This window comes from Shewanella sp. M16 (assembly GCF_018224605.1).
GTDB classification, from domain to species: domain Bacteria; phylum Pseudomonadota; class Gammaproteobacteria; order Enterobacterales; family Shewanellaceae; genus Shewanella; species Shewanella oncorhynchi.
In genome coordinates, this window is record NZ_JAGTUL010000018.1 from 40,419 (window position 1) to 55,388 (window position 14,970).

The 14,970-nt window shown below is 47.6% G+C and carries 13 protein-coding genes and 1 other annotated feature; of the genes, 2 read left to right on the top strand and 11 right to left on the bottom strand.

Going from position 1 to position 14,970, the window contains the following annotated elements; genetic code table 11:
* Positions 1-77: 77 nt before the first annotated feature.
* The 11 genes from KFE26_RS13260 to KFE26_RS13310 form a co-directional block, all read right to left on the bottom strand.
* Positions 78-2,006 carry an IucA/IucC family siderophore biosynthesis protein gene (locus tag KFE26_RS13260; RefSeq protein ID WP_212600681.1) on the bottom strand — a complete coding sequence of 643 codons (1,929 nt, stop codon included), beginning with the start codon at positions 2,004-2,006 and terminating at the stop codon, positions 78-80.
* A 9-nt stretch (positions 2,007-2,015) separates the two neighbouring features.
* Positions 2,016-2,726: a GNAT family N-acetyltransferase gene (locus tag KFE26_RS13265; protein ID WP_212600682.1), complete on the bottom strand. Its 711-nt coding sequence runs from the start codon at positions 2,724-2,726 to the stop codon at positions 2,016-2,018.
* Positions 2,727-2,728: 2 nt separating this feature from the next.
* Positions 2,729-4,243 carry a lysine N(6)-hydroxylase/L-ornithine N(5)-oxygenase family protein gene (locus tag KFE26_RS13270; protein WP_212600683.1) on the bottom strand — a complete coding sequence of 505 codons (1,515 nt, stop codon included), beginning with the start codon at positions 4,241-4,243 and terminating at the stop codon, positions 2,729-2,731.
* 731 nt (positions 4,244-4,974) lie between these two features.
* Complete coding sequence (locus KFE26_RS13275) at positions 4,975-5,259, bottom strand: DUF2798 domain-containing protein (protein ID WP_212600684.1); 285 nt, start codon at positions 5,257-5,259, stop codon at positions 4,975-4,977.
* A 71-nt stretch (positions 5,260-5,330) separates the two neighbouring features.
* Positions 5,331-5,762, bottom strand: coding sequence for a glycerate kinase (locus tag KFE26_RS13280; RefSeq protein WP_212600685.1), 432 nt, complete (start codon positions 5,760-5,762; stop codon positions 5,331-5,333).
* Between the two features lie 246 nt (positions 5,763-6,008).
* A complete protein-coding gene (gene trpA, locus KFE26_RS13285) occupies positions 6,009-6,830 on the bottom strand; it encodes a tryptophan synthase subunit alpha (protein ID WP_212600686.1) in 822 nt (273 codons plus the stop codon).
* Positions 6,831-6,835: 5 nt separating this feature from the next.
* Entirely contained in the window at positions 6,836-8,026 is a 1,191-nt protein-coding gene (trpB, locus tag KFE26_RS13290; RefSeq protein ID WP_198780365.1) for a tryptophan synthase subunit beta, read from the bottom strand.
* Positions 8,027-8,205: 179 nt separating this feature from the next.
* Entirely contained in the window at positions 8,206-9,684 is a 1,479-nt protein-coding gene (gene trpCF, locus KFE26_RS13295) for a bifunctional indole-3-glycerol-phosphate synthase TrpC/phosphoribosylanthranilate isomerase TrpF (RefSeq protein ID WP_212600687.1), read from the bottom strand.
* A gap of 6 nt (positions 9,685-9,690) precedes the next feature.
* Complete coding sequence (gene trpD / locus KFE26_RS13300; protein ID WP_028760998.1) at positions 9,691-10,737, bottom strand: anthranilate phosphoribosyltransferase; 1,047 nt, start codon at positions 10,735-10,737, stop codon at positions 9,691-9,693.
* The gene (locus KFE26_RS13305; RefSeq protein WP_212600688.1) at positions 10,734-11,357 is read right to left on the bottom strand and encodes an aminodeoxychorismate/anthranilate synthase component II; all 624 of its coding nucleotides are present in this window, start codon (positions 11,355-11,357) and stop codon (positions 10,734-10,736) included. Before KFE26_RS13305 ends, trpD begins: the two co-directional genes overlap by 4 nt.
* 9 nt (positions 11,358-11,366) lie before the next feature.
* Positions 11,367-13,010 (bottom strand): anthranilate synthase component 1, encoded by a 1,644-nt coding sequence (locus tag KFE26_RS13310; RefSeq protein ID WP_212600689.1) that lies wholly within the window; start codon positions 13,008-13,010, stop codon positions 11,367-11,369.
* A 97-nt stretch (positions 13,011-13,107) separates the two neighbouring features.
* Positions 13,108-13,215, bottom strand: a sequence feature (Trp leader region).
* 210 nt (positions 13,216-13,425) lie between these two features.
* On the opposite strand from KFE26_RS13310, the gene rnm reads away from it, so the two are divergent.
* Both rnm and KFE26_RS13320 read left to right on the top strand, forming a co-directional pair.
* Positions 13,426-14,286: an RNase RNM gene (gene rnm, locus KFE26_RS13315; protein ID WP_105253095.1), complete on the top strand. Its 861-nt coding sequence runs from the start codon at positions 13,426-13,428 to the stop codon at positions 14,284-14,286.
* Positions 14,283-14,903: an L-threonylcarbamoyladenylate synthase gene (locus KFE26_RS13320; RefSeq protein ID WP_028760994.1), complete on the top strand. Its 621-nt coding sequence runs from the start codon at positions 14,283-14,285 to the stop codon at positions 14,901-14,903. Before rnm ends, KFE26_RS13320 begins: the two co-directional genes overlap by 4 nt.
* Positions 14,904-14,970: the final 67 nt, after the last annotated feature.

Consider the following 14,970-nt stretch of genomic DNA (forward strand, 5'->3'; position numbering starts at 1 on the left):
GTTTAGGTTGGGGGTTAAACAAGCTGGGCCAACATTGGCCCATGCTAAAGTTTCGGGGTTATCCACTTTGTGGTGTGTTAACGTTTCCTTTGCTCAGCGCTGCTAAGCATAGGGCGCTTAAAGGCATGGCTTTGTCTAAAGGCCGCCAAGGGATTGTCGATGCCGCCGGCGAAACGCAGGTTTTTCTCCCTGTCGGCGAGGTCTATCATTTGTTGGTTATTATTCAATTGGATACGATTGAGGCACGTACGTACAAAGCTGTCCTTAAACAGATCGTATTGGGCAAACTTGTCGGCCAAATGTGGATGCTGGGCTTGGTAATCACGTACATTGTCCGCCACTAACTCCCAGAATTGGCTTTCACTGACACTGGTTTGCTCATCGAGCAGCGGTGCTAAATAGCGGAAAATACAGTCAAAAATATCCAGTAAGATGTAGTTAAGTTTCATCTCTTCTTCAAGGCTCACCGCAAGGCGTTTTACATCATCAGGTAGCGGCTTCGCGCCATTGAGTACCGCGACTTCTTCGCCTATGTCTTTCATCAAAATCTTGACTGGCACATATTCATCGAGCACTAAGATCAGGTTTTCACCGTGCGGCATAAAGACCAGATCGTAGGCGAAAAAGGCATGTAACAGCGGCGATAAATACAGGTTTAAGTAGCGACTGACCCAATCCTTTGCTGGTAAGCCTGAGGCGGCTATCAAGGCTGCAATAAGGGCCTTGTCTTCATGATCCGTATGCAGTAGCGCAGCCATGGTCATCAGATTTTGTTTAGGCTCAATGTGTGGCAGTGGGCTTTCGCGCCACAGGGCAGAGAGCATTTTTTTGTAGGCGCTATCTTGGGTGAGCGCCTGCTCGTAATAATGGTGGTGGTAACCTATGGCGGCAATTTCCTTAAGGATCACAAAGCCTTGTTGGGCAAAGTAAGGATCGTTTTCAACCAAGTTTGCAACCCACGCATTAATTTGCGGTGTGCAGCTCATGTAAAGAGGCGATAGACCACGCATAAAGCCCATATTTAGGATAGAAAGCGCGGTTTTGACATAGCACTTTTGCGGTGATGCAAGATTGAAGAAAGTGCGTATCGATTGCTGCACTTGGTATTGCTCATTGCCTTCACCAAGATAAACCAGATCGCCGCGGGCTATGTCGCCGGCAAAGACGCGGGCGATTTTTTCGCGCCACTGCCAAGGATGCACAGGCATAAAGTAGAAGTCCTGTGGATCATGCTGCTGGGTTTTAAGATGCTGCTGAAAATCATCGAACTGCTGGCCAAGCTCCTTCTTTAATAATGCGTCGTGACTCAAGTTTTCGAGGGCGGCAAACGTGGTTTTGTTTTTGCGAACTCCAAGCCAGACTAACTGCATCGGCATCGCGCTTTCTGGGGCAAATTGACGGTAATCCTGCATATCAAAACCAATCCGGCCATTATTGGCGATAAACACCGGATGACCTTCTGTCATACCCGCTTCTATGCTTTGATAATCGGCTCGCGCCAGTGTGGCTGCGGGAATCGCCTGATGCGCTAACTTGTATGCCTTACTGTAAAGGGTGCTAGTGATTTCCTCTAAATACGTGGGCAGTAAGGTTTCACTGATCCCTAAGTCATTTTTAAGGGAAATGATCAGCGACATTGCATCGAGGGTTTGTTCTTTGCCTGCAAGTGAAACGCGGATGGTATCGGCATCAATCGCGAGATGATCTAGCTGATAATGTCGTGCGCTAAAATAATAAGTGCTGTCTTTGAGCCTGAGTTCATAGTGATTGAGCCCCGCTTTTTGCCCGTATAGGGTCGGCGTAATGAGCTTCTCGTGGGTGAATTCGCAGAGGATTTTCTTCACTAAATGACGATTAGCCGCTTGCCAATAGGCGGAGGTTAAATGCTCTGGCATAGAAGTCGATGTTGTCGATAGCGCCGGGCTTTGTTGAGCATGTACTGCTTGATCATGATGATCTTGCGTTGGCAATGGATTTATTAATAAGGCTTTTGTGGGTAAGTTCATCTAATTCACCTAAAGAGTCGATAATGTCATGGGAGAGGTTGCAGATGCCGCGAGCGAGCTTGGCTTTGCTAGGGTTGGGCTTGCTAAGTATTGTTCTGCTAAGTTTGGCTGGGCTGAGGTTGTTTGGGCTAGGCTCGTCAAAGAGGGCGTGCTCGATGGTTGAAGGCGCTGGGCCGCAGTGCAAAATCCGAGGAAAGCAGCTTTAGTGTTTAATTGAATCGCTTTTTCATAGCGAATGCCTATCAGGCTATTTAAGCGATGAATTTTGCTATTGAGTTGATCGGGTTCAACCACGAGGCGATTAAAGGCTAGTTTTTCAAGCACGAGCTGCGCTATCGCATCCATCACTTTCAAGGATAAGCCGCTGACGGGTTTGCCATCTGGCGGCGCGATAATCAGATGCATACCACAATCACCCGGCGCAACACGATAGTGCTGACCAACTTCATCGTGGACGGGATCGTAGAGTTCCACCATAAATAGCGCTTTGGCCTGCCATTCACCTATCAAGGCAAACTTGTGTTCTGTTGTTGCTAACAGATTTTTTATGGCATCAAGGTTCAAGCCCTGCATACCCCAAAACTTGGCGTAATCTTGGTTAAACCAAGACTGTAGTGTTGGAATGTCTTGTGTAAGGTCTAACGCTCTGAACTGGAAACCATTAATGCTCGAAATAGCGGATAGTTGCGTTAAACAATGGTTGCTAAATTGGCTTGCCATTATTATGCCTCCTGGTTCGGCGCCATTAAGACCGGCATATTGGTTCCCGCGCCTGAACTCACGGTTGAACTTGCGCCAGAACTTGGAATCTTGGTTGGAGGGATAGTTTGTGGCGCATCAACTTGAGTTTTTCTGTGCGGCGCCTTAGGAAAATGTCTTGGATTAAGATCCAGCGTGTTAATTGCATTGGCGCCGCAGGGCTGATGACTGGCAAGTTTGGCCGGATCGAAGGTTTGAAACGCGATATGTTCCTCAATGTGGTAGGGCGCATAACCGAGCACGGCTTTTAAGATGGTGCCGTTGCGATAACAGCCCATACCCAGATCTGGAGAGCTTATTCCATGGGTATGCAAACCGACATTCTGGACAAAAATATCCCCTCGAATATCTATGCTGTAATCACGCTGCACGCTAAGTTGTCCGGCGTCATCGAATTCGACTTGTTGTTTAATACCACTGATAAACTCGGGTAAACGATAGTGGTAACCTGTGCCTAAAATGACGGCGCCCGTTTCTTGCTCAAAGGTGTGATTTTTTTCATTGTGGTGGAAATGCAACTTGAGCATATTGGCTTGGGGCTCGATATGAGTCAGCGCCGCATTCGTCATCAGTCGGCATTGAAAATCGGCCAATAGGCGCTTTTGATATAACAAATCGTAAATGTCGTTTATCAGCTCAGAATTTATTCCTTTGTAGAGTTGTTTCTGGCTGGCGATCAGTGAGCATCTTTGATTAGGGGTCAACTCGTGGAAGTAATCGACATAATCTGGCGAGGTCATCTCTAAAGTAAGCTTGGTATATTCCAAGGGATAAAAACGCGCTGATCGTGTCATCCAATTGAGTTGATAACCATAAGTATCAATCTCTTGCAGTAGATCGTAAAACACTTCCGCCGCACTCTGGCCACTACCAATTATTGTGATGGCACTCTGACTCTGCAGGTAGGTTTTTTGCTGCATATAACTGGCGGTATGCATGACCCGTGCATCTTGGATTGGGCAATCCTTTGGTAGATAAGGTTCAGTGCCAGTGCCTAGCACTAGCTTTCGGCATTGATAGGTATGGGTTTTACCACTGCGCCTATCAAAACCTGTAACTCGATAAATACTTTCACCTGCGTTGTAATCCACTTGAGTGACCTTAAAACCAAATTTAAGGTTGCTGAGTTGTTGGCTCACCCATTGGCAATACAAGTTGTATTCGTGGCGGGGTAAAAAGAAATTCTCACGAATATAAAAGGGATAAAGTCTGCCCGTTTGCTTGGCAAAATTAAGGTAACTGTAGCGGCTGGTGGGATCGGCCATAGTCACCAGATCCGACATAAAGGGTGTTTGCAATCTTGAGGATTTGAGTAGCATGCCTGGATGCCAGTCAAAACTGGTTTTAGCATCTAAAAATAAGCAGTTAAAGCCGTCAATAGGTTCTGATAAGGCGGCGAGGCCAAGATTGAATGGGCCAATGCCTATGCCAAGTAGATCAAAGATTTCGCGATCCATTTCCCTTTGCTGTGTACTCACTTACGCCTCCTTGGCAACATGCTACTGCGTGTTGCCGATCCAGTAATCAGTTACCTAAGGACGCAAACCAAAGTGAATGCGGTTATCAAAATAGACTGTTTGGCTATTTATCTTGCGTTGTTCAACTCGCTATTTTTAGCTCAGTCCTTAGGCCATTTCCTGCTGTCTCTGTCCCGACAACGGTAGGTAAATTAGCATGTGAAAATATTCAAATGCAAACCATTCTCATTTAGGTGGGCTGTGGGTTAATACTTTTAACTGATGAATAAGGGGGGCGGATACGGTTAATGGTACAAATAAGTAAGTGATAAAGGGGTGATAATTAGGCAGCGTTTTGAGGATGTATCATTTAGGGTTTTACGAGCTCTATTTTTATAAAATATATAAATACAGTGGGTTACATTAATGCTTGAGTTGGTTCGAGAGCAGAGGAAAATTGATTTAGGTTGGAGTCATGTCATCCTTATACAATAAACATAGGTGCCGCTAAACGGTCAGTGTAAATCCATTGTAAAGCGTGGACAGGGGGCTCAATGAGCGCTTTTTTTAATATGATTGGTATGATGTAGGTCGTACTGTTTTAGTTTAAGTGAATATTGGCAGGGTAACAGATCGAGCAATTATCGATGTGATTTTTAGTCGCTGTACGCATAAGAGAAGGAGTTCAAGATAAAGCCGTCCTAAAACGGCTTTGAAATAAAATAGTTAAATCGGAAGATTAAGTCGTAAAACTAGCGTAAATCGACAAAATGAGCTGTGATTTTACGCACCAAAGGTAACACCATCAGCAGTGTCGGAAAGGCGACAACCCATGAGATCAGCCAAGCGCCGAGCCAGAGTTCGAGAAATTGCGGTGAAGCGCCAACGCCATTGAAAGTGCTGATCCCAGAAACGATACAACTCATGAGAATAGAGAGAAAAAATGGCATCACCACAGTGGCATACTTTGCCGGTAATTTGGGTGTCCCCAAAAAAGTACGAGGTTTGTCATCGGGTAAAGATTTAGAAATGGTCATCGGATCCTCTAATGGATATGTATCAGGCGAATGATTTGTTACAGGCTAGCACTATACCTTTTTTTATCGACTCAATTCATCCAATTTGTTACCCAAAGCTCGCCTGTTACATTAACCCAATGGCCTAGCGAGATAGGGGATTTCCCAAGTTCATTATCAAAGGGGAGCGGTAGGTTTGATTGCAACAGGTAAATTGTATCTTCGGGTGTTTGGCTGATGTCGATGATTTGTCCTGAAGCTTCAAAGTGACAGTTATGCAACGGGAATTTCAGATGCTGGTGTGGCGTTTGTTTCATCATATCAGCTTGAAGACTTGCACTTGCTAATCGGCCAAGCAATTCAACTGTGACCCATTGGTTAACCGGAAAGCGAATTTCGGCCTGCTGATCGCTACCTTGGTAGTAAAACCAAATTGGCGCACCATTATCGCATTTACCTGCAACTTCACCTTCAAAACCACAGCCCCAAGGCGTTAATTCGAGAATATAGATCCGATACTGCATAAAAAGTCCGTTTTTCTTCGATAGAGCATTCTATCGAGGAACTGTGACTAAATAAATACGCTGTCAGTGTAGTACTGGGTGAGTGTCAGTATTGCCTTGATAGATTGTGTTTGAGGGAGATAAAGGCTGAGTAAACATAGAGCTTGGTAAATATAAACAAAATAAGCGAGGCGACGAGTCTACCTCACTTATTTTATTTGTAATTGAATTCTTGATTTATATTGGATTATTTAAATCAAGACTCGCTTAGGTTGCAGCCTTCATTGCGCGAGTAAATTCCCCAAGCGTTGCAAGTAGCTTAACTTCATCGTGCTGGTGGGTTTCGATGATTTTTACTACGGCAGAGCCAGAAATCGCCCCCGCAGCGCCCGCTTTGATGGCGGCGCTTACCTGTAAAGGCTCGGCAATACCAAAACCGAGGAGCGGTGGCGGGGCGTTAAAGGCTTTTAATTTAGATAAAATTTCCTCTACCGGCACGCCAGCTTTCGTGTCTGTGCCTGTGACTCCCGCGCGGGATAAGAGATAGGTGTAACCTTCACCACTTTTACTCACTTGCTCAAGGGTTTCACTGTCGGCATTGGGCGGCGCGATAAAAATCGGCGCAATACCATGGGCTTTAGCGGCTTCGCTAAAGGGTGCGGATTCTTCCACTGGCACATCGGCGATAAGCACTGAATCCACACCCGCTTGCTGCGCTTTGGCGTAGAATGCATCTATGCCGTTAGCAAAGACTAAGTTCGCATATAGCAGCAAACCGATTGGCATTTCTGGATATTTAGCACGCACTTGCGCCAGTAATTCAAAACACGCCGTTGGGGTCGTGCCTGCGGCTAAAGAACGCAGGTTAGCGCCTTGGATCACTGGGCCATCGGCCAAGGGATCGGAAAATGGAAAGCCCAGTTCTAAGGCATCGGCGCCGTTTTGCACTAAGGTATCGATAATTTTTAGCGATAACTCAGGACTAGGATCGCCAAGGGTAACGAAGGGGACAAAAGCGCCACGGCCTTCGGCGTTGAGTTTGGCAAAGGTGGCTTGGTAACGGCCAGTGTTGGTAGACGTGTCACTCATGTTTATTATTCCTCTTTACCATTCAAAATGTCAGAAACGGTGAAAATATCTTTGTCGCCACGACCGGAAAGATTGACCACTAAAATGGTTTCTTTGGTGCACTCGCGCGCCATTTTGACGGCATAGGCGATAGCATGCGCCGATTCTAATGCGGGGATAATCCCTTCACAGCGTGCCAATTGTTGGAAGGCTTCTAAGGCTTCATCATCGGTAGCCGATTCATAACGGGCGCGGCCAGTGGCATTAAGATGCGCGTGCTGCGGGCCAACGGAGGGGAAGTCCAATCCGGCTGAAATCGAGTAGGATTCTTCGATTTGACCTTCGCTATCTTGCATCAAAGGCGCTTTCATGCCGAAGAAAATCCCTGTCTTACCGTGTTTAAGCGGCGCGCCGTGCATTGGCGTGTCTATGCCTTTACCCGCAGGTTCGACGCCAATCAGTTCGACACTTGGCTCGTCGATAAAGTCAGCAAACATGCCGATAGCGTTGGAACCGCCGCCCACACAGGCGATAACCGCATCGGGCAGGCGACCTTCACGCTCCAGCATTTGTTTTTTGGTTTCTTCGCCAATAATGCGTTGGAATTCACGCACTATGGTTGGGAACGGATGTGGCCCCGCAGCGGTGCCCAGAAGATAGTGGGCCTTTTCGTAGCTGCCAGACCAGTCGCGCATCGCCTCGTTACAGGCATCTTTTAAGGTGGCAGAACCTGAGGTGACAGGAATGACTTCCGCGCCCATCAACCGCATTCTAAATACGTTAGGTGATTGGCGCGCAACGTCCTTCGCGCCCATATAGACTTTACATTTCAAGCCTAATAGCGCGCAGGCAAGGGCGGTGGCAACGCCGTGTTGTCCTGCGCCAGTTTCTGCAATAATTTCCTTTTTACCCATACGCTTAGCAAGCAGTGCTTGGCCTAACACTTGGTTGGTTTTATGGGCGCCGCCGTGGAGTAAATCTTCCCGTTTAAGGTAGATTTTCACCATAGGATTTGGGCTTAAATTGCGGGTTAAGGTCAGTGCTGTTGGGCGACCCGCGTAGTTCTTCAGTAAATCGGTAAACTCGGCTTTAAAGTCTTCATCTTCCTGCGCTTCCACAAAGGCAGTTTCTAATTGCTTAAGGGCTGGCACTAAAATCTGTGGCACATACATGCCGCCGTATTCGCCGAAATAAGGGTTAAGCTTTAACGTTGACATACCTTTTTCCTTATCTTATCAATCAGTTTGTCAGTGGCTTCGATTGTGCTAACAGCGTCTTGGGGTTAACCGCATCGTTATCTATTTGGCCACTGGCATTAATAGGTTCATATTGTTTGTTGAGCATCACGCTTGTCGAGCACCAACAGCATCTAGGGCTTCTTGCTTAGCGCAATAGGCTAGAGACGTAAATGGGCAAAAGCCGTTTGGATCAGTTGCGCCGATTTAATTCCTGCGGCGGTTTCTAGGCCAGAATTAAAATCTAAACCGTAAAATCCTTGGGCATTGGCACTGGCCGCATTGTCGGCGTTGAGTCCGCCCGCCAACATGGCATAGGCCTTTTGTGGGCAGAGGGATTTCACATCAATGCTTTGCCAATTAAAGGCTTGGCCCGAGCCGCCAAATTGATCTGACGTTTTACTATCAAAGAGATATCGCGATGCTCCCTGAGGTAAGTTACCAAGCTCACCCGTTTGCGCATCGACGCTGACGGCTTTCCAAATTTGAGTAGTGAGTCCCGCTTGCTCAAGTCGCTCTGCAAGTTGTGCGATTTCAAGTTCAGTTTCAGTGCCATGCAGCTGTACGGCAGATAACTGCAAACTGGCTGCGGTATCCGTAATGGTGCTTGGCGCGGCATTAACAAACACGCCGACGAATTCAATGGCGGGAGCCGCGGATGCGCGATATTCCCTGAGCAATTGTTCAGCGGCGTTAAGGGTTAACGCGCGCGGGGATTTTTCAGCAAAAATCAGCCCGGCATAGACGGCGCCTGCCGTTGCTGCGGCGCGAATATCTTCCATGCGGGTGAGGCCGCAGACTTTATTGTGACCGAAGATCAATTTACGGCAGGCTAAGTCAATATCAGCCTCGGCCATAATTGAGCTGCCGACGAGGAAACCATCAACCAGTGGACTCAGGCGGCGTACTTGCTGATTGTTGTAGATGCCTGATTCGCTGATCACCACGCGGTCGCTGCCAATGTGTGACGCTAAGGCTTCTGTGGTGGCGAGATCGGTACTTAAATCCCTTAAGTTACGGTTGTTGATGCCGATAATCGGCGCATCTAATGCGATGGCGCGCTTAAGTTCTTCTTCGTTACTGACTTCGGTCAGTACATCGAGTTGATACTTAGCGGCTTCTTTCGCTAGGCGGTGATATTGCGCATCATCGAGTACGGATAGCATCAACAGAATGGCATCGGCGCCTTGGTGGGCGGCGAGTTTAATTTGGTATTCATCGACAAAAAAATCTTTGCACAGAATAGGTTGGTTCACCCGAGCGCGCACCTTAGGGATATAGTCCATATCCCCTTGGAAAAACTGCTCATCGGTTAATACCGAAATGCCCGCCGCATATTTTCCGTAAGTATCGGCAATGGCTTCTACATCAAACACATCGCGGATAAGCCCTTTGGACGGGCTGGCTTTTTTACATTCTAAAATGTAACCCGCCTTGGGCGCCTTGAGTGCAGCAAATAAACTGCGGTCAGAGATTTTTGGCGACAAGCTTGCCTCGGGGAAACGCAGCTTCAGGGCGGCAATATGGGCCGCTTTGGTATCGACTATACGGGTTAACACATTACTTTTTGGCATAGGGTTTGTTTCTGCCTGTGGCTGAGTTCTCATATCTTGGCTATTTGTTATCAGTTCTTGAGTCATTGCCACTTATTCCTTTGTTTCACTGCTGACTTTAGCTAATTGGCTTAACAATTCAAAGGCTTTACCGCTTTGTATGGTACTGAGCGCAAGTAAGGTTCCAGTTTTCACTGAATCAGCAATCCCACACACATATAAAGCACAACCGGCATTAATGGCGACCGCATTGGCATGCGCATCTGTGCCGTAACCTTTTAAAATTGCCTCGGTGATCAAGGCATTCTGCGCGGGTTCGCCGCCTTCTAAGTCACTGATTTGTGCTAAAGGCACACCTAAATCGGCGGGCGTGAGTTGATACTCTATGATGTCGCCGTCTTTTAATTCGGCCACTTGGGTGTTGCCGTGCAGCGCGACTTCATCTAAACCGCTGCCGTGCACTACCATAGCGCGTTTTGTGCCAAGCGCCTTTAATACTTTTGCTATTGGTAAGACTAACTCAGGGCTATACACGCCAAGTAACATAAATTCGGGGCGGGCGGGATTGATAAGTGGCCCTAACACATTGAATAAAGTGCGCGTTTTCAGTGCTTGCCTGACCGGCCCCGCATGCTTTACTCCGCCGTGGTAGTGGGGCGCAAATAAAAAGCACAGGTTCAATGCGTCGAGGCAACGACTGGCGGTGTCTGGTGACATCGTTAAGTCGATACCAAACTGCGCCAAAAGATCCGATGAACCCGATTTACTCGACACGCTACGATTGCCGTGTTTGGCGACCTTGGCGCCCGCCGCCGCGGCAACAAAGGCCGCAGTGGTGGAAATATTAATGGTATTAAAGCCATCGCCACCGGTGCCAACTATGTCAACGATGCCATTGCTAAGGTTATCGCCATTCGAGTAGGGAAACGTCTTGGCGGCGGCGCGCATCGCATCGGCGGCGCCGCTGATTTCATCAATGGTTTCGCCGCGCATCTTGAGCGCGACTAACATTCCAGCCATAGTGGCTTCACTCATTTCACCGCGAATTAACGCGCTAAAAATCTCAAAGGTGTGCTCGCGACTTAAACTCTTACCTTGGTATAAAACGTCGAGTAAAGGCTGAATATTGTTTGTACTCATGCGGTTACTCCTGTTGTCATCTCTTGGGGTAGAAATGTCATCTCTTGGGTAAGAAAGGCCAAAGTTTGAATGAGCAGTGTGCTGCCCAACGTTGTCAGAATTGATTCTGGGTGGAACTGAAAGCCAACGGCTCTGTGCTCAGGGTGCAAAATCGCCATCGGCATAGCGTCTGTGGTTGCAATCACTTGCAAGCAATCCGGTACTTGAGTGGCGACGAGACTGTGATAACGGGCAACGGGCAGGGGAGAGGGCAAACCGACAAATACGCCAGTACCGTCATGGAAAGTCGGGCTTGCCTTGCCGTGCACCACAAAAGGTGCGCGCGCTACTGTGCCGCCGTAATATTCCACCATGGCTTGATGCCCAAGGCAGATACCCAGCATAGGCACCTTACCCGCAACTTTGGCGATAAGCGCCATCATAGAACCTGCCTCATGGGGCGCACCAGGACCGGGTGATAACACTAGGGCTGCAGGCTCTTGTTCGTTAAGCAGTTTTTCGGCGATATAGTCGGCGGCAACATCGTTGCGGTAAATCACCACTTCACAACCTAGACTGCGAAATTGATCCACTAGGTTATAGGTAAAGGAGTCAAAGTTATCGAGTAGATAGAGTTTCATATTTGGCTCCTATTTATATTGCACTGAAGAGGATTGAGCTGACGATTCATTGACTAGCAGTCCAGCGCCCATCTTGATGGCTGAAATCACGGCTTGGGCTTTTTGACGGGTTTCATCTGCTTCGCTTTGTGGATCCGAATCAAATACCACACCAGCGCCCGCTTGAATAAAGGCGGTGCCATTTTTAACAAAGGCGGAGCGGATAACGATGCAAGTGTCCATGTCACCAAGGGCATTAAGGTAACCCACAGCGCCACCATAGCTGCCGCGGCGGGCTTTTTCTGCTTGGCGTACCAGTTGTGATGCACGTACTTTTGGTGCGCCCACTAATGTGCCCATATTCATACAAGCCTGATAAGCATGCAGGGCATCTAAATCTTGGCGCAGTTGACCCGTTACACGGCTGACGAGGTGCATCACGTGGGAATAACGGTCAACTTTTAATAGTTCGGCGACTTTGCGGCTGCCGCTTTGGCTGATGCGTGCGATATCGTTGCGAGCTAAATCGACCAGCATTAAGTGTTCCGACAGTTCTTTTTTATCTAAACGCAGTTCAAGTTCAATACGGCTGTCTAAGTCAAAATCAATCTCGCCCGTGGCGGTTTTACCGCGTTTGCGGGTGCCTGCAATCGGGTAGACTTCTACCTGATTACTGCTGGCATCAAATTTGAGCGCACTTTCTGGTGAGGCACCAAAAAGCGTGAAATCTTGGCCTCTGAAATAAAACATGTAAGGGCTAGGGTTAGTCAGGCGCAGGGCACGATAAGCCCCTAAAGTATTCGGGCAAGGCAAACTAAAGCTACGGGATGGCACTACTTGGAAAATATCGCCCGCAATAATGTGTTCTTTCAAATCGATAATGGTTTGTTTGAACACCTCATCGGAAATATTGACTTGCTCAGTTGCGTCGATGGCGACCAGTGTCGGTATATCGGCAGGTGAATTACCCAGAGTTTTACATTGTGTGCTTAACTGCTGAACTCGTTCGCTTAGCGCTGCGGTGATGGCGGCATACTGGGCTGAATCACGACTGAAATTATGGGTAATGATGTCGGCTTGTTTCAGTTTATGGTCGATAAGGATTAAGGTTTCAGCGAGGTAAAATAAGTAGTCAGGGCAATCGTTATCGCGGTTCGGTACGGCAGGCAGTGGTTCGACGGTATCAATCAAGTCGTATGCCAGCACGCCACCTAAAAACAGATCCTCAAAGGCGGGCTTGGTCTGGCTGTCAGTATGGGCGCCAGAACCAATCTGCTGGATAAACATCCGTAGGCCATCGAGTGGCGAGGTCGATTTTAAGCGTGCATCTTCATCCTGCAGCTGAGTGTCTTTTTGCAGTGTGATCACTAAGGTCAAGTTATCTCTGGCGACATTGACAGCAGTACTGAAAAAGAGCGCGATGGGAGCAAGTAAGCTCGCGCCATTGCCGGTCAGTGCGGTGAAGGTTAGCTGATAACCGTCACAGCGGATCATCATGGCGGCATGGGTCATTACCATGCTTTTTAAGTGATCTTTACTGTCGATTTCGGCCGATTCGAGCAACATAGTATGGGGCGCATCTTGGGTGATGTGCTGATATAAGCGTAGTGGATCGCTGTGGTAGGTTAATGCCGCCTTGAGTGTGCTTGAGCGTGCGAATGTCTGTTTGGGCATGTTCATATTCCAGCTACCTTATAAAATGTCTTTAACATCATGAGTTATCTCGCTTTCTTAATTTTTTACCCGAGTCTGCCGACATTTTTCGCACCTAACAAAAAAGCCCGCATTTCTGCGGGCTTCTTGTTGATTCTGGTCACTTTCAAATGAGCACAGAGCTTCACACCACCCGCTACGTTGGGAAGTGCCACCACCAAATGATGTTTAATGAAGCGTTAATGTGTGTCATTCAAAAGGGTCTCGCTAATTCAGTAATTGGTGTATAGAAAACCTTAGCTGGAGCTGAATGTCAATTGAATATTTTTCACTTCCTGCGATTTATTCGCTGCAATGATGCATAAAATTGATGTTACTTAGCCACAAAATACGAGATAGCAGCGCATTTGTTAACAAGTTCGCGTACAATAGTGCCATGAATACTCAAAGCATATTGGCTGATCTACACAGCCACACGACCGCATCAGACGGTCAATTAACGCCGTCTGAATTGGTGGCAAGAGCCCTTGAAAAGGGTGTGCAGTTATTTGCCATTACCGATCACGACACAGTGGCTGGTTTACCTGAAGCCCGTGCCTTTAATCAGGCACAAGCTACTCCATTGAAATTGATTTCTGGCGTGGAAATCTCTACTCGCTGGAACAGTTACGATATCCACATAGTGGCGCTTAACTTCGATGCTGATAATCCAGCGTTATTAGCATTTTTAGAAAACCAGCGTGAATTACGTGAATTACGTGCTCAAGAAATTGGTCATAGATTAGCTAAAGCTGGCATTGAAGGTGCCTACGAAGGTGCTAAGGCGTTGGCGGGTGATGCGGCATTGAGCCGTGGACATTACGCTCGCTGGATGGCTGAAAATGGTCATGCTGTGGATATGCCGAGCGTCTTTAAACGCTACCTTGCCCGCGGTAAAACTGGTTATGTGCCTAATAATTGGGGTGATATGGCCAGTGCCATTGATATCATCCATAACGCAGGTGGATTAGCCGTGTTGGCGCATCCCAGTGGTTATAAGTTATCGGCTAAGTGGCTTAAGCGTTTAGTGCGTGAATTTAAAGAAGCCGGTGGAGATGCCATGGAAGTGGTGCTTGGCCAGCAAACATTAGACGACAGGGCCAATCTTGTGGCGCTGAGTGTCCAAAACCAGTTGCTTGCATCGATAGGGAGTGATTTTCACTTTCCGAGCAATTGGATAGAATTAGGTAAAAATCTGTATCAGCCCCAAGGTATTGATTGGGTCTGGCAATCGGAATCTTGGATGGAACGACCATGAGTCAGTTTTTTTATGTACATGAAGTAAATCCGCAAACGCGGCTTATTAGTCAGGCGGTTGCCGTATTGAAAAGCGGCGGTGTGATTGTTTATCCCACCGATTCGGGCTATGCCTTAGGCTGCCTGATTGGTGAGAAAGACGCGATGACGCGGATGGCGAGAATTCGTCAAATTGAGAACGATCATAACTTTTCCTTGATGTGCCGCGATTTATCAGAGCTTGCGACTTACGCTAAAGTGGATAATCAGGCGTATCGCATCCTAAAAAGTTGCACGCCTGGGCCTTATACGTTCATTTTCAAAGCGACTAAAGAAGTACCGCGTCGCTTACAAAATGACAAGAAAAAGACTATAGGTATTCGTGTGCCCGACAATGTGATCGCACTGGCGTTGCTTGAAGCCTTAGATGCGCCGCTGATGTCGACCAGTTTAGTGATGCCGAATGCAGAATTTGCCGAGTCTGATCCTGAACAAATTCGTGATTTGCTCGAGCATCAAGTGGATGTGATTATCCACGGTGGTTATTTAGGCGAAAAGCCAACGACTGTGATTGATATGTCTGAAGATGGCGCCGAGATTTTACGTGAAGGCGCGGGTGATATCACGCCGTTCCTCTAAATCTGCCACATTAGATTTATCGCTAATGGATGCGGGTAAGTGATTCGGATAGTGGTAGTCAACATTT